The organism is Micromonospora avicenniae (assembly GCF_900156065.1).
GTDB lineage: Bacteria > Actinomycetota > Actinomycetes > Mycobacteriales > Micromonosporaceae > Micromonospora > Micromonospora avicenniae.
On record NZ_FTNF01000022.1, the window covers coordinates 60987 to 80240 of the forward strand.

The window sequence follows — 19254 nt, forward strand, 5'->3', positions numbered from 1 at the left end:
ACCGGGCGGGCCTGAGACGTGAGCCGGCCGGTCGGTGGGTCCCGTCCGCAGCCGGCCGGGCTGAGCCGGCCGGCTGACCGTTCCGGCCGGGGCCGGGGCGGTTAGCCTGTTGACCGTGTCCGCCCCGCTCTTCCTCCTCGACTCGCTGCCCACCGCCGACACGCTGACCCTCGACGGCCCCGAGGGCCACCACGCGGCCACCGTGCAGCGGTTGCGGGTGGGCGAGGAACTGCTGCTCGCCGACGGCAAGGGCGGCACCGCCACCGCCGTGGTCACGGCCGTCGGCCGGGGCAGCCTGGAACTCGACGTGACCTCCCGGGGGTACGTCGACGCGTCCGTCCCGCGGCTGGTCGTGGTGCAGGGGATCGCCAAGGGGGACCGGGGCGAGTTGGCGGTGCAGGCGATGACCGAGGTCGGGGTGGACGAGATCGTGCCCTGGGCGGCGTCCCGCTCGGTGGCGCAGTGGCGCGGTGACCGGGGCGTACGGGCGCGGGAGAAGTGGGTCGCGACCGCCCGGGAGGCGGCCAAGCAGGCCCGGCGTTCGTGGCTGCCGGTGGTGGCCGGGTCCCCGGACGAGTCGACCAACCAGGTCGCCCGGCGCATCGGCGGGTCCGCCGCCGCGTTCGTGCTGCACGAGGAGGCCGACGACCGGCTCACCACCGTGGACCTTCCCGACGCCGGCGAGATCGTGCTGGTGGTCGGCCCCGAGGGTGGCATCGCTCCGGCCGAGGTGGACGCGTTCGCCGCCGCCGGTGCCCGCCCCGTACGCCTCGGCCCCTCCGTGCTGCGTACCTCGACGGCCGGGGTCGCCGCCCTCGCCGTCCTCGCCACCCGCCTCTCCCGCTGGTGACACCCGCGTCCTGAGCCGGGGCAGGAGTCAGCTGCGCAGGTACGAGGCGCCGTTCAGGTCGACGATGGTGCCGGTCGCCCACTCGGCCTCCGGAGAGGTGAGCCAGTGCACCGCGGCGGCGATCTCCTCGGGGCGGGCGACCCGGTTGAAGGGGCTCTGCGCCCGTACCGCCACGCCGCGCTCAGCCTTGAGGTGCTCGTTGGTCATGTCGGTCTCCACGAAGCCGGGCGCGACGGTGGCCACCGCGATGCCGTACGGCGCGAGCGCCACGGCCAGCGACTGGCCCATCGCGTTCATGCCCGCCTTGCTCGCCCCGTACGCCGGGTTCGCCGGCTCGCCGCGGAACGCGCCCCGGGAGGAGACGTTGACGATCCGGCCGCCCCGGTCGCGCATGTGCTGGGCGGCGCACCAGGCGGCGTTGGCCGCGCCGAACAGGTTCGTGTCCAGCACCTCACGCCAGCGCTGCCGCCACTGCTCGTACGTGCTCTCGAAGACCGGGTGCGGTGGGTCGGCGGGTCCGAAGGTGCCCGCGTTGTTGACCAGCACGTCCAGCCCGCCGAGCAGGCCCGCCGCCTCGTCCACCATCGCCCGGACCGCGTCCGGGTCGGCGAGGTCGGCCCGCACCACCACGTGTCCCTCGCCGGGCAGTTGCGCCCGCAGCTCCTCGGCCAGCTCCGCCGAGTCCCGGTGGTGGATCGCCACCCGGTCGCCGCCGGCCGCGAAGGCCTTCACCACCGCCCGCCCGATGCCGCGCGAGCCTCCCGTCACCAGTACCGCCCGTGAAGTCACGCGGCCATCCTGCCGCACCTGCCTCCGGGGGCGGGAAGCGGTCCTTCCCATAGCAGAGGCATCGAACAGGGGCCCTTCCTTACACTGCCCGGATGGGATCAGACTGCCTGTTCTGCCGCATCGTCGCCGGGGAGATCCCGGCCACCGTCGTCCGGGCGACCCGTAACACCCTCGCCTTCCGCGACATCAACCCGAAGGCGCCGGTGCACGTGCTGGTGATCCCCAAGGAGCACTACGCCGACGTCGCGACGCTCGCCCAGGGCGACCCGGCGCTCGCCGGTGAGGTGCTCGCCACCGCGGCCGCGATCGCCGACGACGAGGGCCTGCTCGGTGACGGTTTCCGGCTGATGTTCAACACCGGGGCGTACGGCGGCCAGGAGGTCTTCCACGTGCACGCCCACCTGCTCGGTGGGGCGCCGCTCGGCCCGATGCTCGCCCGGGATCTCGCGTGAGCGCGGTGACGGACCGGCTGGACCGGCTGGTGCGCCAGACGCAGGCGCACAACCGGATTCCGGCGGTCTCGGCGGCCCTGCACCGGGCCGACCGGCCGCTCTGGACCTGCACCGTCGGCGGTACGGGCAACGACAGCCCGCTCGGGCCTCGGACGCAGTTCCGGATCGGCTCGGTCACCAAGACGTTCACCGCCGTGCTGACGCTCCAGTGCCGGGACGACGGGCTGCTCGACCTGGACGACCCGGTGGGCCGGCACCTCGACCTGCCCGCGCACGGCGAGTTGACCGTACGCCGGCTGCTGTCCCACACCGCCGGTCTGCAACGTGAGCCGTACGGCGACGTGTGGGACACGCTGCGCGCGCCCGACACCGAGCAGCTCCTGGCCGACCTGGCGCGGGCGGAGCGGGTGCTGCCATCGGGCCGCCGCTTCCACTACTCGAACCTCGGCATGGCGCTGCTCGGGCAACTGGTCGGCCGGCTGCGCGGGGGAACGTGGGCCGAGGTGCTCAGCGACCGGGTGCTGCTGCCGCTGGGGCTCACCGACACCACGGTGAGTCCAGGTCCGGCGGCCGCCACCGGCTTCCTGGTCGACGCGTACTCGGACGAGGCGCACCCGGAGCCGCCGACCGACTTCGGTGCCGTGGGGCCGGCCGCCCAGCTCTGGAGCACCGCCGGGGACATGGCGCGCTGGGCCGCCTTCCTGGCCGATCCGGCGGCGGTCGAGCCGGCCGGTACGGTGCTCGCCCCGGCCACGCTCGACGAGATGCGCTGGCCGGTGACGGTGACCGACGAGACCCTCTGGGCCGGCGGCTTCGGGCTGGGCCTGATCCTGGTGCCGCAGGGCGATCGGGTGATGCACGTGGGGCACGACGGCGCGATGCCGGGTTTCCTGGCCGGCGTCTACGGCCGACGCGGCGGGGCGGGCACTCCCGGGGCGATGGGCTGCGCCGTTCTCCTCTCGTCCGGCAGCGCGTCCGAAGCCCTCGACCTGCCGCACCAGCTGCTCGCCGCGGCGGTCGAACACGATCCGGCGGAGATCGAGCCGTGGCGGCCGGGCCTGCCCGCCCCGGCGCCGCTGCGCGGCATGCTCGGCCGCTGGTGGGGCGAGGGGTACGAGTACGTCTTCTCCTGGCACGACGGGTCGCTGCGGGCCCGCGGCGCCGGGGATCCGCCCGGCAAGCCGCCGGCGGTCTTCGCCCCGCTGCCCGACCAGCCGGACGTGTTCCGGACGGTCTCCGGCCGGGAGGTCGGTGAGCTGCTGCGGCTGAGCCGGGACGAACGGGGGACGGTGGTGCGGATGCACTGGGCGACCTACCGGTTCACCCGCAACCAGGAGACGTTCGACCGGTTCGACTTCCGCGCCGGGAACTGACCCGCGGGCGGCGCAGGACGGGTTCGTACCGTCCTGCGCTGCTTTGGCCTCTTTGTGTCTTTCGTCGCTGTTGGTAGGCCGTGCGCGTGCCACCTCAGGGCGGGGAAATGCGCACGATGCCGCCGGTGTTGAACCGATACGATGGGTGGAACGTCCGTACGCCGCGCCACCAGGGCCGGCGCCGAGATCGAGAGCAGGTGGCACAGGGCCCTTCGGCCCGACCTATGACCGGCACCCCACCTCCCGGCCCGCCCCAGGTGCAGACCCGGATCACCGTTCCGGATCCGAAGATCATGGTCAACCTGCTCGGTGCGGGTGACGAGATCCTGCGACTCGTCGAACGCTCGGTCAACAGTGACGTGCACGTCCGGGGTAACGAGATCACCATCTCCGGTGCGCCCTCGGACAACGCCCTCGCCGAGCGCCTCTTCACCGAGCTGCTCGAACTCATCGAGAAAGGCGAGACCCTGACCACTGACGCCGTCAGGCGTACCGTCGGCATGCTCGAGCAGGGCAGCGCCGAGCGGCCCGCCGACGTTCTGACGCTGAACATCCTCTCCCGGCGCGGACGCACCATCCGTCCCAAGACCCTCGGGCAGAAGCGCTACGTCGACGCCATCGACTCGCACACCATCGTCTTCGGCATCGGCCCTGCCGGCACCGGCAAGACCTACCTGGCGATGGCGAAGGCCGTTCAGGCCCTCCAGGCCAAGCAGGTCAACCGGATCATCCTCACCCGGCCGGCGGTGGAGGCGGGGGAGCGGCTGGGCTTCCTGCCCGGCACGCTGAACGAGAAGATCGACCCCTACCTGCGCCCGCTGTACGACGCGCTGCACGACATGCTCGACCCGGACTCGATCCCGAAGCTGATGGCCGCGGGCACGATCGAGGTGGCGCCGCTGGCGTACATGCGCGGTCGGACGCTGAACGACGCGTTCATCATCCTCGACGAGGCGCAGAACACCACGCCCGAGCAGATGAAGATGTTCCTCACCCGGCTCGGCTTCAATTCCAAGATCGTCGTCACCGGTGACGTGACCCAGGTCGACCTGCCGGGCGGGACGACCAGCGGTCTGCGCGTGGTACGGGAGATCCTCGCGAACGTGGAAGACGTCCACTTCGCCCAGTTGTCCAGCTCCGACGTGGTTCGGCACCGGCTGGTCGGCGAGATCGTCGACGCGTACGCCCGCTGGGACGCCGAGCGGGAGAACCAGCAGGCGCAGGGCGTGCACGCCGTACCGGGGCGGACCGCCCAGGGTGGCGGCCGGTCCGGTCGCCGCCGCTAGATCAGGGGAAACAGTTGTCCATCGAGATCGCCAACGAGTCCGGTGTCGAGGTCGACACCGACGCCGTGCTCGCCGTCGCCCGGCACGCCCTCGACGAGATGGGGGTCAACCCACTCGCCGAGCTCTCCGTGCTGCTGGTCGACGTCGACTACATGACCGAGCTCAACCACCGCTGGATGGGCGGCGACGGGCCGACCGACGTGCTCGCCTTCCCCATGGACGAGGGCAGCGTCGACCACGGCCCGGGCGAGAGCGCCCCGGCCGGCGGTGAGCCGGCCCTGCTCGGCGACATCGTGCTCTGCCCCGATGTCGCAGCCAAACAGGCGGCCACCGCGGGTCACTCGACCGCCGACGAGCTGCACCTGCTGACCGTGCACGGGGTGCTGCACCTGCTCGGGTACGACCACGCGGAACCGGAGGAGGAGCGGGAGATGTTCGCGCTCCAGGCCCGACTGCTGTCCAGCTGGCGGTCGAGCCGGTCACAGTGATGTCCGCCCAGGCCTCCACAGCCGCCGCCGGCCTGCCGGACGCGCAGCTGCTCGTCTTCGCCGCCGGTCTGGTGGTGCTCGCCGGGCTGATCGCGATGACCGAGGCGGCGCTCGCCGCGGTATCGCCGGCGCGGGCCGCCGAACTGGCCCGTGACGGCGCCCGCGGCGCGCGTACGTTGCAGGCCGTCGCCGGTGACGTGGTCCGGCACCTCAACCTGCTCCTGCTGCTGCGGTTGCTTGCCGAGCTGACCGCCACCACGCTGGTGGCGCTGGTCGCGGTCGACACCTTCGGCGCGGGCTGGCGGGCGGCGCTCGTCACCGCCGGCGCGATGACCGTGGTCAGCTTCGTGGTGGTCGGGGTAGCCCCGCGGACGCTCGGCCGGCAGCACGCCTACGTGGTCGGCCGGGCGGTGGCCCCGCTGGTCCGCTGGCTGGGGCGCGCGCTCAATCCGCTCGCCTCGTTGCTGATCCTCATCGGCAACGCGGTGACGCCGGGGCGCGGCTTCCGGGAGGGCCCGTTCGCGACCCAGATCGAGCTGCGCGAGCTGGTCGACCTCGCGGAGCAGCGCGGTGTGGTGGAGCACGGCGAGCGGCAGATGATCCATTCCGTCTTCGCCCTCGGCGACACCATCGCCCGCGAGGTGATGGTGCCCCGTACGGAGATGGTGTGGATAGAGGAGAGCAAGACGCTCTCGCAGGCGCTCGCGCTCTTCCTCCGCTCGGGCTTCTCCCGGATCCCGGTGATCGGCGAGAGCGTCGACGACGTGCTCGGCGTGCTCTACCTCAAGGACCTGATCCGTCGGGTGCGCGGCGGAGATCCGGCGGCCGAGCAGCTGCCGGTCTCGGAGCTGATGCGCCCGGCGACCTTCGTGCCGGAGTCGAAGCCCGTCGACGACCTGCTCTCCGAGATGCAGGCGGCCCGCAACCACCTGGTGATCGTCGTCGACGAGTACGGCGGCACCGGCGGCCTGGTCACCATCGAGGACATCCTCGAGGAGATCGTCGGCGAGATCACCGACGAGTACGATGTCGAGCGCCCGCCGGTCGAGCGACTGGAGGACGGGTCGGTGCGGGTCACCGCCCGGCTCCCCGTGGAGGACCTGGGCGAGCTGTTCGACATCGAGTTGCCCACCGACGAGGTGGAGACGGTCGGCGGACTGCTGGCCCAGTCGCTGGGTCGGGTGCCGATCCCGGGGGCCCGGGTCGAGGTGGCCGGCCTGCGGCTGGTCGCCGAGGGCACCACCGGCCGGCGCAACCGGATCGACACCGTGCTCGTCAGCCGGGTCGAACCGACAGACGTGCAGGAGAACCCGGGGCGCGGCGAGCGAGCCGAGTCCCGGGGCAATCAGAACCGAGTCGAGGAGAGGCAACCCGCCGATGCCTGAGTCGTCCACCGTGCCCGCGGCGCGGCCGACCCCGTCCGCCGTGCCGGAGCTGAGCGCCGAGGACGCCAAGCTGGTCGTCCTGGCCCGGGGGGCCCGCGGCCGGGTGGGAGCCGTGGAAGGTGCGGCGGTGCGCGACCAGGACGGCCGCACGTACGCGGCCGCCAGCGTGGCGCTGCCCTCGCTGACGCTCACCGCGCTCCAACTCGCGGTCGCCTCGGCGGTGGCCGCCGGCGCGACCCGGCTGGAGGCCGCCGTGGTGGTGACCGAAGCCTCGACGCTGGACGGCGCCGGGCACGCGGCGGTCCGCGACCTGGCCGCGGACGCGCCGATCCACGTGGCCGCGCCGGACGGCACCGTCCTGGGCACGGTGATCCAGTGAGGGACCCGGAGGAGCGCCCCTACCGGGCCGGCTTCGCGTGCTTCGTGGGACGACCGAACGCCGGCAAGTCGACCCTGACCAACGCGATCGTCGGCCAGAAGATCGCGATCACCTCGAACAAGCCGCAGACCACCCGGCACGTCATCCGGGCCGTACTGCACCGGCCGGAATCGCAGCTCGTCCTCGTCGACACCCCGGGCCTGCACCGTCCCCGTACGCTGCTCGGCGAGCGGCTCAACGACCTGGTCCGCCAGACCTGGAGCGAGGTCGACGTCATCGGGCTCTGCATCCCGGCCGACGAGGCGATCGGGCGGGGTGACCGGTTCATCAGCGGCGAGCTCGCCGAGCTGAAGGCGACCGTGCTGGCCGTGGTCACCAAGACCGACCTCGTGGATCGCAAGCGTCTCGCCGAACAGTTGCTCGCGGTGAGCGAGCTGGGCGAGTTCGCGGCAGTGGTGCCGGTGAGCGCCGTCTCCGGTCACCAGATCGACACCCTGGTCGACGTGATGACCGGGTACCTGCCCGTGTCCCCGCAGCTCTACCCGGACGACATGCTCACCGACGACCCGGAGCAGGTGCTCGTCGCGGAGCTGATCCGGGAGGCGGCGCTGGAGGGGGTGCGTGACGAGCTGCCGCACTCCATCGCCGTGGTGGTGGAGGAGATGATCCCCGAGGGGCAGCTCGTCCGGATCTTCGCCGACCTGTACGTCGAGCGGCCCAGCCAGAAGGCGATTGTGATCGGTCACCGGGGCAGCCGGCTCAAGGAGGTCGGCACCAACGCCCGCCGGCAGATTGAAGAGCTGCTGGGCACCCGGATCTTCCTGGACCTGCACGTACGGGTGGCAAAGGACTGGCAGCGCGACCCGAAGCAGTTACGCAAGCTCGGCTTCTGAGGCGTTTCGCCCAGCCCCCGTACTCAACGTCAACGATCAGCCGGACGGCGCAGCCGTCCGGCTGATCAGCATCGGTCGAAAGTCGATCAGATATCGGCTGGACGGCGCGATACGTTGATCCGACTCGGTCGGGCGTATGGGAAGTTTCACCTCTGAGTGGGGCGTGCGGCAGTTTGCCGGCGACGCGGCGGAGGGTAGGAGGCATCCGTCGCGCCCCCGAGACAGATGCAGGCTGATGCGAAACAGATACCTTGACCTGCTCCGCTTCCTCGCCATCGTTCGAGTCGTCGTCTACCACGTCACCGGCCTCGCCTCGCTGACGCTGGTCTTCCCGGCGATGTCGGTGATGTTCGCGCTGGCCGGCTCGCTGATGGCCGCCTCGCTGGACCGGTCCGGCCCAGCGGCGGTGCTGCGCCGCCTGCGCCGCCTGCTGCCGTCGCTCTGGGTGCTGGCCGCCGTCTTCGTGCCGGCGATGCTGCTCACCGGGCTGCCACTGACACCACGTGTGCTGCTCTGGCTCTTTCCGGTCTCGGACCCGCCCGCCAACAGTTGGGGGGCGTTGGCGCTGAGCCCGATCTGGTATCTGCGCGACTACCTGTGGTTCGTCTTCGCCTCGCCGATCGCGCTCTGGCTGTTCCGTCGGGCCCCGCTGCCGACCCTGCTGACCCCGTACGTGCTGCTCGTGGTGATCGAGTCGGGGATCTGGCCCGACGCGCCCGGCCCGTTCCGGGAGTTCGGCCTCTACTTCGGCGCCTGGATGCTGGGGTTCGCGCACCACGCGGGCATGCTGCGCCGGCTCGCCAACCGGGTGCTCGTCCCGGCGGTGCTGTTGCTCGCCGCGGCCGGTGGCGCGTGGATCCTCACGCATCCCGGGCCGCGTGGCTTCGACCTCAACGACAACCACCTCGGCAACGCCCTCTGGTCGCTGGCGTTCATCCTGGTCGTGCTCGGCCGAGGGCCGTCCGGCGCGGCGTGGGTCGACCGCAACGCGGTGTTCGGGCGGGTGGTGACCGTACTGAACCGGCGGGCGCTGACGATCTACCTCTGGCACATGCCGTTCGTGGTCGGGCTCACCCCGCTGTTCGACGGGGTGGGCTGGTCGCACGAGGATCCGCGCGGGCTGGCGATCCGGGTGGTGCTGGTCTTCGCCCTGGTCGGCGTGGTGACGCTCGCCGTGGGATGGGTGGAGGACATCGCGGCGCGGCGGCGGCCGGAACTGCTCCCGGGCGGCCGCCGGACCGCGACCCGTACCGGGCCGCCGTCGTCCTCGACCGGCAACCGGGTACCCGCGCAGCGCGGCGCCCCGGAGTCGGCCACGGCGGAGGTCACCGCTGGCTGAGGTTGAGGTCGCCGCTGCGGGTGCTCACGTCGAGTACCAGCTTGGCGGTCGGGTCGTCGGTGACCGTGACATGCTCGTCGCCGGAACTGGCGTCGGCCCGGACCTGGTACGGGCCGGGAGGCACGACGAGATTGACCTCGCCGCTGCTCGCGTGCGCCCGGACCGAGGCGGCCTTCTCCAGCTCGAGGGTGACGTTTCCGGACCTGGCCTCGGCGTCCACCTCGCCCTGCAGCCGGCGGGCCGAGATGTCGCCGGAGGAGGCGCGCAGGGTGAGCGGACCGCTGGCCTCGGACACCTCGATGTCGCCGGAGCTGGCCTCCAGCCGTACCGGGCCGGTGGTGCCGGTGAGGTGGACGTCTCCCGAGCGGACCTGCAACTCCACCGCGCCGACCCGGGTCAGTTCGACGTCGCCGGAGCTGCTCTCGCCCCGAACGGCGACACCCTCGGGGGCGGTCACCTCGTACGACACGCTGCACCGGGACCCGCAGTCGGTGTCCAGCACCAGTTCGCTGCCCTTGATCTCGTACTTCGCCTTCGGCTCGGCACCCTGATAGCGCACCACCCGCTTGATCCGTACCTCGGACGCCGTGCCGGTGGCCCGTACGACCACGTCCCCCGAGCCGGGAAGCACCCGGATCGTGGTGATCCGGGCCGTCTCCGTGTTGTCGAAGTCCAGCCGCCGGTACGACAGGTTGTCGCACCCGGTGAGAAGGATCAGGGTTGCGGCGGCACCGAGCGCGACGGGGGCGACGGTACGGCGGCGGCCGGCGCGAGCGGAGCCGCCGGAAGGCTGAGCGGTCATGGCGAGCACGCTACGGGCGGTACCGCCCGAGGCGCATCGGGGATCCGTCGCCGCGGCACCCCGAAGGAACCCTGATATCGCACCCCGAGGGAGAATGGCCGGATGGCCGGGTACCGCCGACAGCTCTACCGCGACGACGCGGTGGTGCTGCGCGTGCAGAAGCTCGGCGAGTCCGATCGGATCATCACGCTGCTCACCCGACGGCACGGTCGAATCCGCGCGGTGGCCCGGGGCGTGCGGCGCACCACCAGCAAGTTCGGTGCCCGGCTGGAGCCGTTCGGGCACGTGGACCTCCAGCTCGCCGGGGACCCGAAGGGCAACCAGGGCAGCTCGCTGCACACGGTGAGCCAGGTCGAGGGGATCGACCTCTACGGCAAGCGGTTCCTCGGCGACTACCCGCGCTACACCGCGGCCAGCGCGATCGCCGAGACGGCCGAGCGGCTCACCCCGGTCGAGCGGGAGCCCTCGCTGCGGCTGTTCCAGCTCACCCTCGGCGCCCTGCGCGCGCTCGCCGAGGGCAGCCACGCCACCACCCTCGTGCTCGACGCGTACCTGCTGCGGGGGATGGCGCTGGCCGGCTGGGCGCCGGCGCTCGTCGCGTGCGCCGTCTGCGGCACGCCCGGGCGGCATCGGGCCTTCTCCGTACCGGCCGGTGGCATCGTGTGCCCGGACTGCCGGCCGCCCGGCGCGGCCCATCCGGCGCCCGCCACCATCGATCTGATGTTCGCGTTGAGTAGTGGCGACTGGCGGATCGCCGACGCCACCGAGGCCGGTGTACGCCGGGAGTGCAGTGGCCTGGTCGCGGCGCACCTGCAGTGGCACCTGGAACGCGCGCTACGCTCGCTTCCGCTGGTAGACCGGGGTGCTCCGGCACCTGGCGCCGATAGCGTGAACAGGGAGTAGCAGGTGATTCGATCTTTGAGGGCCGGTCGGCGCGAGCCGGTGCCACCCACACCGCACCCGTCCGGTGCTCGTCCGCCCGCGCTGCCGGCGGACGCGGTGCCGCGGCACGTCGCGGTGGTGATGGACGGCAACGGTCGGTGGGCCAAGGAGCGTGGGCTGCCGCGCACCAAGGGCCACGAGGCGGGGGAATTCTCCCTCTTCGACACGATCGAGGGTGCCATCGAGATGGGCATCCCCTACCTGTCGGCGTACGCCTTCTCCACGGAGAACTGGCGGCGATCGCCGGAAGAGGTCCGTTTCCTGATGGGCTTCAACCGCGACGTGATCCGCCGCCGGCGTGACCAACTGGTCGACCTCGGCGTACGGGTGGTCTGGTCGGGCCGGGCGGGGCGGCTCTGGAAGAGCGTCATCTCCGAACTGCAGACCGCCGAGGAGATGTCCCGCGGCAACTCGACGCTCACCCTCCAGTTCTGCGTGAACTACGGCGGGCAGGCGGAGATCGCCGACGCGGCGGCGGCGATCGCCCGCGAGGTGGCGGCCGGCCGGCTCGACCCGTCCAAGGTCAACGAGAAGACCGTGGCGAAGTACCTCTACCACCCGGAGGTCCCCGAGGTGGACCTCTTCCTCCGCCCGTCCGGGGAGCAGCGGACCTCGAACTTCATGCTCTGGCAGAGCGCGTACGCCGAACTGATCTACCTCGACACGCTCTGGCCGGACTTCGACCGTCGGCACCTCTGGTACGCCTGCGAGCTCTACGCGCAGCGTGACCGGCGCTTCGGCGGTGCGCTGCCCAACCCGGTCGCCCCGCCCACGCAGGGCTGAGCCTCACGGTCCCGGGCGGGCCACCGGGAGGCTTACTTCGCCGTCACGCTGGGTATCTGTCTCCTCAGGAGCCACTGAGAGAGGTGAACCCACATGATCCAGAAGCGCATCGCCCAGTGGGCGCTGATGGCGATCGCCGTTCCGGTGGCGGCAGCCGGCGCGCGTCAGCTCAGCCGCAAGATGGAGGCCCGTCGTGGCCCTTCGAGAGTCAGCCGGCTGCTCGCCAAGGGCGCGGACAAGCTACGCCCGCAGAAGTCCAAGCGCCGTCGCTTCTGGTGATCTCCGCCTAGGATCGGAGGCGCGGGGCGTGTCGCGGGGGTACGCCCCCGACGCGGGGGTGGTCATGCGGGATCTCCGGTACGAGATGACGGCCGCGCTGGCTGTCGCGGACCTGGTCGACGCCGCGCAGCGGGAACGGGTCGCGGACATCTGCGCCGACGTCGCCGAGCGCTACTGCGCCGAACTCGGTCACACCCCGGCCATCCGCTCCGGTGAGATCGGCGAGCTGGCCCAGGGGGAGCCGGCCGCGGGTTGGGCGCCGACGCCGGCGGAGGAGACGCAGCGCGCCTGGTGAGGCCGGGCCCCGTCGGTCTGCCGTCCGGTGCGAGCCCGCCGGTTCGGGCGCCTTCCGTTCCGGGCGTGGCCGCCGGAGGCAAGTCTCTCCCCGAGCCTGATACCTGAGAGGCATAAATATGCCTCTCAGGTATCAGAGGAGTAGCTGAGATGGCTCGACGGTGGTGGTGCGCGCCGGGCCGGCCCTAGCGCGGGGCGAGTGCTACTTGTTCGAAGAGTTCCCTCTCCTCGCCGAGCGTCGCGGGAATCGCGGCCAGACGGGGCTGGGCGCGTTCAGGCCTCCACCTCGGACCGGTCGCCGGCCCAGAGGGTGTGGAAGGTGCCCGGACGGTCGACCCGGTGGTACGTGTGCGCTCCGAAGTTGTCCCGCAGGCCCTGGATCAGCGCGGCCGGCAGCCGCTCCGCGCGCAGCGCGTCGAAGTACGCCAGCGACGAGGAGAACGCCGGAGCCGGCACCCCGGCCCGGGCCGCTTCGGCCACGACCCGACGCCAGCTCGGCACGCCCGCGCTGACCGCCTCGGCGAAGTACGGTGCCACCAGCAGCGTGGACAGGTCGGGCTGCTCGTCGTACGCCTCGCGGATGCGGTCCAGGAACCGGGCCCGGATGATGCAGCCGCCCCGCCAGATGGTGGCGGTGCCGCCCAGGTCGATGTTCCAGTCGTACTCGCGGCTGCCCGCGCTGATGTGGTCGAAGCCTTGCGCGTAAGCGACGATCTTGGAGGCCAGCAACGCCCGGCGGACGTCCTCGACGAACGTGTCGCGGTCGTCGACCTTCAGTTTCGCGCCGCCGCCGGGGAACGCCCGGCGGGCAGCCTCACGCTGGTCGGCGTGCCCGGAGAGCGAACGCGCGAACGTCGCCTCGGCGATGCCGGTGATCGGAATGCCCAGGTCGAGCGCGCTCTGCACGGTCCACCGGCCGGTGCCCTTCTGTTCCGCCTGGTCGCGCACGAGGTCGACGAACGGCCGGCCGGTGCTGGCGTCGGTGTGCGCCAGCACGTCCCCGGTGATCTCGATGAGGAAGGACTCCAACTCCCCGCGGTTCCACTCCCGGAAGATCTCCGCGAGCTCCGCCGGCTCGGCGCCCAGACCGGCCCTCAGCAGGTCGTACGCCTCGGCGATGAGCTGCATGTCGGCGTACTCGATGCCGTTGTGCACCATCTTCACGAAGTGGCCGGCGCCGTCCGGGCCGATGTGCCGGCAGCACGGCACCCCGTCGACCTGCGCGGCGATCTTCTCGAAGATCGGCCCAAGCTTCTGGTACGACTCCTCGGAGCCGCCGGGCATGATGCTCGGCCCGTGCAGCGCGCCCTCCTCGCCGCCCGACACGCCGGTGCCGACGAAGTGCAGGCCGTGCCGGCGCAGCGCCGCCTCCCGGCGCTGGGTGTCGGCGAAGTGGGCGTTCCCGCAGTCCACCACGATGTCGCCCGGCTCCAGCAGCGTGGCCAGCTCGTCGATGACCGCGTCGGTGGGTCCGCCCGCCTTGACCATGACGATCACCGCGCGTGGCCGTTCCAGCGCCGCGACGAAGTCGGCCATCGACTCGGTGGCCACGAAGGTGCCCTCGTCGCCGTGTTCGGCGACGAGGCTGCGGGTGCGCTCCGGCGTGCGGTTGTGCACCGCTACCCGGAACCCGTTGCGGGCCAGGTTGCGGGCCAGGTTCCGGCCCATCACCGCGAGCCCGGTAACGCCGATCTGCGCCTTCGCCTGCTCGGCCATGCGCCGCCACCTCTCACTGTCGCTGTTCGCGTTTCGAACCTATCGCGACGGACGGCGACGGATACCAGTGATCGTGATCCCGTCACCGTCGGTAGGGGCGTGCCTTCGATCAGCCCTCGGCGAGCCGGGCCTCGATCCGGGCGACCTTTCCGCTGAGCGCGTCGGTGACCCCCGGCCGGACGTCTGCCTTGAGCACCACGCTGACCCGCGGCGCGCGCTCGGCGACCGCGTCCACGGCCCGCTTCACCACCGACATGACCTCGTCCCACTCGCCTTCGATCGTGGTGAACATGGCGTCGGTCCGGTTCGGCAGGCCGGACTCGCGGACCACCCGGACCGCGTCCGCGACGAGGTCGCCCACGGATTCGCCGACGCCGAGCGGGGTGATCGAGAACGCGATCAGCATGGACAGATCCTAATTCGGGTGCGCGTACGCCCGGGTGGTGGATAGGGTCCGTCCATGCGCTGATGACGTCCAGTTCCGAGCCGGCCCGCCGCCCGTGCGCGCGGTCCGTGCGTTCCCGGGCGTCCGCATCTCTTCCCGCCGCCGTAGTGGTGTGCCGGGCGTGGCCGATCCCGGGACCAGTCCCTGTCCGTCCCGACCGTGGCTCACTCCAGCCCGGTTCCCGCCCAGCCGATGACCGGCCGGGCCGTGCGGCGCCGTGACCGTCGGTGTCGGCACGTCCCGCCCGGCCGGTCCGCGGAGAAGGAGGCCCGGATGCCTGCCAAGCGCACTGCGAAGTCCCGTACGACCCGTACCGCCCGCACCGTCGAGGACCTGACGCCTGTCGACCTCGACCGGCTGTCGGTGGCGCCCGCCGTGGTGCCGCTGCCGGACAGCCTGGCTGAGCCGCAGTCACGTACGGCGCCGCCGAAGGCCGGTCCGCCGGTCGCACACGGCCGTTCGGGGTCGGGCCGGGGCAGCCAGCGGGCGGGCCAGCCCCGCCGGTACGCCTTCCGACGCAGCTGACCGGCCCGGGTGCGGCCCATCGTCGCGGCGATGGGCCGCACCCGCTTCGGCTCGCCGCCCGTGCCGTCGCGTTGCGTCGGGGCGGGAGGCGTCGCCGGTCCGGCCCGCCTCGCGGGTGCCGCAGCGCGGTTCCCGTCAGCCGATCAGGGGGCGAAAGGTCCCGAGCACGATGCTGGTGGAGAGGGCGGCCGCAGCCAGCGCCACCGCACCGATCACGAGCCACGCGTCGGCGGCGGTGAACCGTTGGCGGCGGGCGACCGTACGCGGAATGCCGGCGTCGAACCCTCGCGCGTCCATCGCGACGGCGAGCCGGGTGCCCCGCCGGATCGCCCCGACCAGCAGGGCGAACGCGGTCGACACGAAGAGCCGCAGCTTCGCCACCGGGTTGCGTCCGGCGTCCACCCCGCGGGCCCGGCGGGCCATGCTGATCGCCTGCCACTCGTGCCCGAGCAGCGGCACGAGGCGGAACGCGGCCAGCGCGCCGACGGCGAACCGCGCCGGCGCCTTCGCGTTCTGGATCAGCGCGTCGGCGAGGTCCGTCGGGTCGGTGGTGGCGAACACGATCACGCCGGGCAGCGCCACCGCGAACATCCGCAGCACCAGGCCGAGCGCGGTCAGCAGCACGCCCGAGGTGACCACGACCGGGCCCGCCTCGAACAGCAGCCGGCCGGAGCGCTCCGCCGCGAAGAGCACCAGGGTGACCACGATGCCGGCCGCGCTCACCAGCAGCGGCCAGGCACGGCGGGCCAGCACCCGGTAGCGGACGCCGAAGAGCGGCAACGCCACCAGTTCGACGGCGATGGCGATCGCCGGTGCGATCGGGTCGAGCGTGGCGACGAGGACGAACGAGAAGAGCAGGGCGGCGGCGAGTTTGGCCACCGGGTTGCGCCGGGCCAGCGGCGCGCCGGGGACGGCGACCGGTTCGAGGTCGATCACGAGGGCCCCCCGGTCGAGGCCGCCGGCCGACCGTCGGCCGGCACGGGGCGGGTCAGGGTGACCTGCCGGTCGGCCAGCGCGGCGACGAACTCCGCGTCGTGGGTGACCGTGACGACACCGTGCCCGGCGTCGCGCAGGTCGGCGAGGAGGTCCACCAGCTCCAGCCAGGTCCGCCGGTCCTGGCCGAACGTGGGCTCGTCGCAGATCAGCAGCCGGGGCGCCGTGGCCAGGGCCGTCGCCACGCTCAACCGCCGCGCCTCACCGCCGGAGAGGGTGTACGGGTTGGCGGCCGCGAGCGCGGTCAGCCGCAGCCGGTCGAGCAGCTCGTCCACCGTGGTGCGGACCTCCGCCTCGGGCCGGCCGGTGCGGCGCGGGCCGAGCGCCAGTTCGTCGAAGACCGTGCCGGTGACGAACTGGTGCTCCGGATCCTGGAACACCGAGCCGATCCGGGTGGCCAGGGCCGGGGCGCGCCAGCGATACGGGGGAGTGCGGGCGTCCCGGCCGGCCAGCTCCGCGCTCGCCGTGACCGCGCCGCTGCCGGGCCTGAGCAGCCCGCCGAGGAGCAGCGCCAGGGTGGATTTGCCTGCCCCGTTGGGACCGAGCACGGCGAGCGCCTCGCCGGCGCGTACGGTCAGGTCGGTTTCGGCCAGGCGGGGCGGCAGGCCGAGCCGATCGGCGGTGAGCAGCGCCTCGCCGGGGGCGACGGTGGCGCGGCGCGACGGCACGGTGCGACCCGGCACCCAGACACCCTCGGCGGCGAGCGCGTCACCGTGCACGTCGAAGACCGCTTCCGGCGTGCCGTCGGCGCGTACGCCGCCGCCGGGTTCCAGCACCACCACCCGGTCGACCAGGGGCAGCGCCTCGGCCACCCGGTGTTCGACCAGGATCAGCGTCGTGTCGGCGTCCAGCGCACCGGCGACCGCCGAACGCACCAGCGTCGCGCCGGCCGGGTCGAGGTTGGCGGTCGGCTCGTCGAGCAGCAGCAGCCCCGGCCGCAGGGCGAGCGCGCCGGCCAGCGCCAGCCGCTGCTGTTCGCCGCCGGACAGTTGGGCGGTGAGCCGGTCCCGGCGGTACGGGAAGCCGACCCGGCGCAGCGCCTCGTCGACCCGGGGCCAGATCTCGTCGGTCGGCACGCCCCGGTTCTCCAGCCCGAACGCCACGTCGTCGCCGCAGCGGGCCATCACCAGTTGGCTCTCCGGGTCCTGGAAGACGATGCCGACGCGTTCCCTGGCCTTACGCGGGTCGAGTCCGTCGATCTCGACGGTGCCGCTCTGCTCGCCCGAGTCCTCGGGCAGCAGCCCGGCGAGCGCCGCGAGCAGGGTGCTCTTGCCGGCGCCCGAGGGACCGAGCAGCAGCACCCGCTCGCCGTGCTCGATGCGCAGGTCGACGCCGCGGACCGCCCAGCGTTTCCGCCCGGCGTGCCGCCACCCGAACCCCCGCAGCGTGACACCGCTCACCACCGCCACCTCCTCCCCACCCATCCACCCGGCGGGCTGCCCCGCCCGTCGCCCAGCAACGTTGATCAAGAGGTTTGCGTCAGGATCGCGACCACCGTTGACGCAAACCTCTTGATCAACGGGGTCGGGGGTCGGGGGTCGGGTTAGATGGCGGCGCGTTCGCGGCCGGCGGGGAAGCGGTCCAGGGCGCCGGTGTTCGCGAGCGCGCGGGTCAGCGCCCAGCCGCCGACGCCGGCCACGATCGTCGAGCTGACGACGGTGAGCAGGGCGTACGGGAGTCGGTAGCTCGCCAGGTCGGTCTCGGTGTTCCAGTAGACGAAGTCGAAGACCGCCGCGCTGACGCCGGTGAGCGCGCCGGCCAGCACCGCCGCCGGCAGGCGGAACGAGCGGTACCGGAACGCTGCGAAGGCCAGTTCGGCGCCGATGCCCTGCATCACGCCCTGGACGATCGTGATGCTCGCCCACTGGCTGCCCAGCAGCGCGGACAGGATCGCGGCCACCGTCTCGCAGTAGAGCGCCGCACCGGGCTTGCGGATGACCAGGCCACCGAGCACGGCCGGGACCAGCCAGACGCCGTAGATCAGCGTCTGGGCCGGCGGGAAGAAGGCGAACGCCGCGTCGGTGGCGCTCCAGACCAGGTTCCAGGCCCAGAAGATGACGCCGAAGGCGACGGCGATCACCGACGCGACGACGATGTCGATGGTTCGCCAGCGATTGGTGTCGTTGCTTTTCATCTGTTTGCTCCCAGTTCAGCCGCAGGAACCAGGAGAAGACGCACGCCGCGCCCGGTTTTCACCGGACGGCGACGCGGCTGGAGGTCGACCGAACTCCCTGCGCTGGCATTACCCAGATCAGGTTCGAGGGTCTGCGGGCGTGCCCGCACTCTCAGCGCTGTGCGCTCCCCTGTCGGATGTGAAATTGATACGGAGACGCTAGCACTGCGTGCAGGGGCCGGGCCATGCCGCCCGACCTGGGTAGGCTGCCGATCATGCGCATCGACGCCCGTGGTCTGGAGTTCGTGGTACGCGCCGGCGGCCCGGAGCGCGGCGAACCCGTCCTGCTGCTGCACGGCTTCCCGCAACATGGCGGAGAGTTCGACGAGGTGGTGCCCGCCCTGCACGCCGCCGGGCTACGCACGTACGCCCCCGACCAGCGCGGCTACTCGCCCGGCGCCCGGCCGGCGGAGGTCGAGGCGTACCAGCTGCCGGAACTGGTGGCCGACACGGTGGCGCTACTCGACGCGCTGGACGTCGAGGCGGCGCACCTCGTCGGGCACGACTGGGGCGCGGCCGTCGCCTGGGCGGTCGCCGCGGCGCACCCCGAGCGGGTGCGGACGCTCACCGCCGTCTCGGTGCCACACCCGGCCGCCATGGCGTACGCGCTCGCGCACGACCCGAAGCAGAAGGCCCGCTCGTCGTACATGGTGCTGTTCCGCCAGGCCGGGAAGGCGGAGAAGGCGCTGCTCGGGCTGCGGGCGGCAGGGTTGCGCCGGCTGCTCCGCGGCGTCGGCGACACCGCCCGGGTGGCGGCGTACGCGGAGCCGATGCGCGAACCCGGCGCGCTGACCGGGGCGCTGAACTGGTACCGGGCGATGTCGGGGGCCGCGCTGGGCGCCGTCGGGCCGGTGACCGTGCCCACCACGTACGTCTGGAGCGACCGCGACAACGCGATCGGCCGAGGCGTCGCGGAGCTGTGTGCGCAGCACGTGACCGGCGACTACCGCTTCGTGGAGCTGCCCGGGGTGAGCCACTGGATCCCGGACGAGGCGCCGGCGCCGCTGGCCGAGGCGATCCTGACCCGGGTACGCGGCACGGCCTGAGCGGGGCCGTACCCGGGTTCGG

At 72.6% G+C, this 19254-nt stretch carries 22 protein-coding genes and 1 riboswitch; of the genes, 15 read left to right on the forward strand and 7 right to left on the reverse strand.

What is annotated here, in order from left to right; all coding sequences use genetic code 11:
- The first annotated feature begins 115 nt into the window (after positions 1–115).
- Positions 116–850: a 16S rRNA (uracil(1498)-N(3))-methyltransferase gene (locus tag BXA10_RS25115; protein ID WP_076473341.1), complete on the forward strand. Its 735-nt coding sequence runs from the start codon at positions 116–118 to the stop codon at positions 848–850.
- A 27-nt stretch (positions 851–877) separates the two neighbouring features.
- Here the strand turns inward: BXA10_RS25115 and BXA10_RS25120 are convergent, their stop codons facing one another.
- Complete coding sequence (locus tag BXA10_RS25120; protein ID WP_076473307.1) at positions 878–1639, reverse strand: SDR family NAD(P)-dependent oxidoreductase; 762 nt, start codon at positions 1637–1639, stop codon at positions 878–880.
- Positions 1640–1731: 92 nt separating this feature from the next.
- On the opposite strand from BXA10_RS25120, the gene BXA10_RS25125 reads away from it, so the two are divergent.
- The 8 genes from BXA10_RS25125 (at position 1732) to BXA10_RS25160 (ending at position 9234) form a co-directional block, all read left to right on the forward strand.
- A complete protein-coding gene (locus BXA10_RS25125; protein WP_076473308.1) occupies positions 1732–2091 on the forward strand; it encodes a histidine triad nucleotide-binding protein in 360 nt (119 codons plus the stop codon).
- Positions 2088–3464 carry a serine hydrolase domain-containing protein gene (locus tag BXA10_RS25130; protein ID WP_076473309.1) on the forward strand — a complete coding sequence of 459 codons (1377 nt, stop codon included), beginning with the start codon at positions 2088–2090 and terminating at the stop codon, positions 3462–3464. Before BXA10_RS25125 ends, BXA10_RS25130 begins: the two co-directional genes overlap by 4 nt.
- A 224-nt stretch (positions 3465–3688) precedes the next feature.
- Positions 3689–4750, forward strand: a complete 1062-nt coding sequence (locus tag BXA10_RS25135; RefSeq protein ID WP_076473310.1) for a PhoH family protein — start codon at positions 3689–3691, stop codon at positions 4748–4750.
- 14 nt (positions 4751–4764) lie between these two features.
- A complete protein-coding gene (ybeY, locus tag BXA10_RS25140) occupies positions 4765–5238 on the forward strand; it encodes an rRNA maturation RNase YbeY (protein WP_076473311.1) in 474 nt (157 codons plus the stop codon).
- Entirely contained in the window at positions 5214–6623 is a 1410-nt protein-coding gene (locus BXA10_RS25145; protein WP_076473312.1) for a hemolysin family protein, read from the forward strand. The genes ybeY and BXA10_RS25145 overlap by 25 nt, the downstream gene beginning before the upstream one ends.
- Positions 6616–7002 (forward strand): cytidine deaminase, encoded by a 387-nt coding sequence (locus BXA10_RS25150; protein ID WP_076473313.1) that lies wholly within the window; start codon positions 6616–6618, stop codon positions 7000–7002. Before BXA10_RS25145 ends, BXA10_RS25150 begins: the two co-directional genes overlap by 8 nt.
- Positions 6999–7895, forward strand: coding sequence for a GTPase Era (era, locus tag BXA10_RS25155; protein WP_076473314.1), 897 nt, complete (start codon positions 6999–7001; stop codon positions 7893–7895). The genes BXA10_RS25150 and era overlap by 4 nt, the downstream gene beginning before the upstream one ends.
- Positions 7896–8130: 235 nt before the next feature.
- Entirely contained in the window at positions 8131–9234 is a 1104-nt protein-coding gene (locus BXA10_RS25160; RefSeq protein WP_076473315.1) for an acyltransferase family protein, read from the forward strand.
- Here BXA10_RS25160 and BXA10_RS25165 read toward each other — a convergent pair.
- On the reverse strand, positions 9221–10036 hold the full coding sequence (locus BXA10_RS25165) for a DUF4097 family beta strand repeat-containing protein (protein ID WP_076473342.1): 816 nt from the start codon (positions 10034–10036) through the stop codon (positions 9221–9223). The genes BXA10_RS25160 and BXA10_RS25165 overlap by 14 nt on opposite strands.
- Positions 10037–10138: 102 nt before the next feature.
- Between BXA10_RS25165 and recO the strand changes: the two genes are divergently transcribed.
- The 4 genes from recO (at position 10139) to BXA10_RS25185 (ending at position 12335) form a co-directional block, all read left to right on the forward strand.
- Complete coding sequence (gene recO, locus BXA10_RS25170) at positions 10139–10939, forward strand: DNA repair protein RecO (RefSeq protein ID WP_076473316.1); 801 nt, start codon at positions 10139–10141, stop codon at positions 10937–10939.
- Positions 10940–10978: 39 nt separating this feature from the next.
- Positions 10979–11761: an isoprenyl transferase gene (locus tag BXA10_RS25175; protein ID WP_175649307.1), complete on the forward strand. Its 783-nt coding sequence runs from the start codon at positions 10979–10981 to the stop codon at positions 11759–11761.
- 93 nt (positions 11762–11854) lie between these two features.
- Complete coding sequence (locus BXA10_RS25180) at positions 11855–12040, forward strand: hypothetical protein (RefSeq protein WP_076473318.1); 186 nt, start codon at positions 11855–11857, stop codon at positions 12038–12040.
- A 28-nt stretch (positions 12041–12068) separates the two neighbouring features.
- Entirely contained in the window at positions 12069–12335 is a 267-nt protein-coding gene (locus tag BXA10_RS25185; RefSeq protein ID WP_245828472.1) for a thioredoxin reductase, read from the forward strand.
- A 272-nt stretch (positions 12336–12607) separates the two neighbouring features.
- On the opposite strand, the gene gndA is transcribed toward BXA10_RS25185, so the two are convergent.
- A complete protein-coding gene (gene gndA / locus BXA10_RS25190; RefSeq protein WP_076473319.1) occupies positions 12608–14050 on the reverse strand; it encodes an NADP-dependent phosphogluconate dehydrogenase in 1443 nt (480 codons plus the stop codon).
- A 109-nt stretch (positions 14051–14159) separates the two neighbouring features.
- Positions 14160–14462, reverse strand: coding sequence for an MTH1187 family thiamine-binding protein (locus BXA10_RS25195; RefSeq protein WP_245828479.1), 303 nt, complete (start codon positions 14460–14462; stop codon positions 14160–14162).
- A 306-nt stretch (positions 14463–14768) separates the two neighbouring features.
- On the opposite strand from BXA10_RS25195, the gene BXA10_RS31035 reads away from it, so the two are divergent.
- Positions 14769–15020, forward strand: coding sequence for a hypothetical protein (locus BXA10_RS31035; RefSeq protein ID WP_245828475.1), 252 nt, complete (start codon positions 14769–14771; stop codon positions 15018–15020).
- Between the two features lie 135 nt (positions 15021–15155).
- Here BXA10_RS31035 and BXA10_RS25205 read toward each other — a convergent pair whose 3' ends face one another.
- From BXA10_RS25205 to BXA10_RS25215, 3 genes are all read right to left on the reverse strand, one after another.
- Positions 15156–15956: an energy-coupling factor transporter transmembrane component T family protein gene (locus tag BXA10_RS25205; protein ID WP_076473322.1), complete on the reverse strand. Its 801-nt coding sequence runs from the start codon at positions 15954–15956 to the stop codon at positions 15156–15158.
- Positions 15953–17413 carry an ABC transporter ATP-binding protein gene (locus tag BXA10_RS25210; RefSeq protein ID WP_076473344.1) on the reverse strand — a complete coding sequence of 487 codons (1461 nt, stop codon included), beginning with the start codon at positions 17411–17413 and terminating at the stop codon, positions 15953–15955. Before BXA10_RS25210 ends, BXA10_RS25205 begins: the two co-directional genes overlap by 4 nt.
- Before the next feature lie 143 nt (positions 17414–17556).
- The gene (locus tag BXA10_RS25215) at positions 17557–18147 is read right to left on the reverse strand and encodes an ECF transporter S component (RefSeq protein ID WP_076473323.1); all 591 of its coding nucleotides are present in this window, start codon (positions 18145–18147) and stop codon (positions 17557–17559) included.
- A 76-nt stretch (positions 18148–18223) separates the two neighbouring features.
- Positions 18224–18328, reverse strand: a riboswitch (TPP riboswitch).
- 73 nt (positions 18329–18401) lie between these two features.
- On the opposite strand from BXA10_RS25215, the gene BXA10_RS25220 reads away from it, so the two are divergent.
- On the forward strand, positions 18402–19232 hold the full coding sequence (locus tag BXA10_RS25220) for an alpha/beta fold hydrolase (RefSeq protein ID WP_076473345.1): 831 nt from the start codon (positions 18402–18404) through the stop codon (positions 19230–19232).
- Positions 19233–19254: the final 22 nt, after the last annotated feature.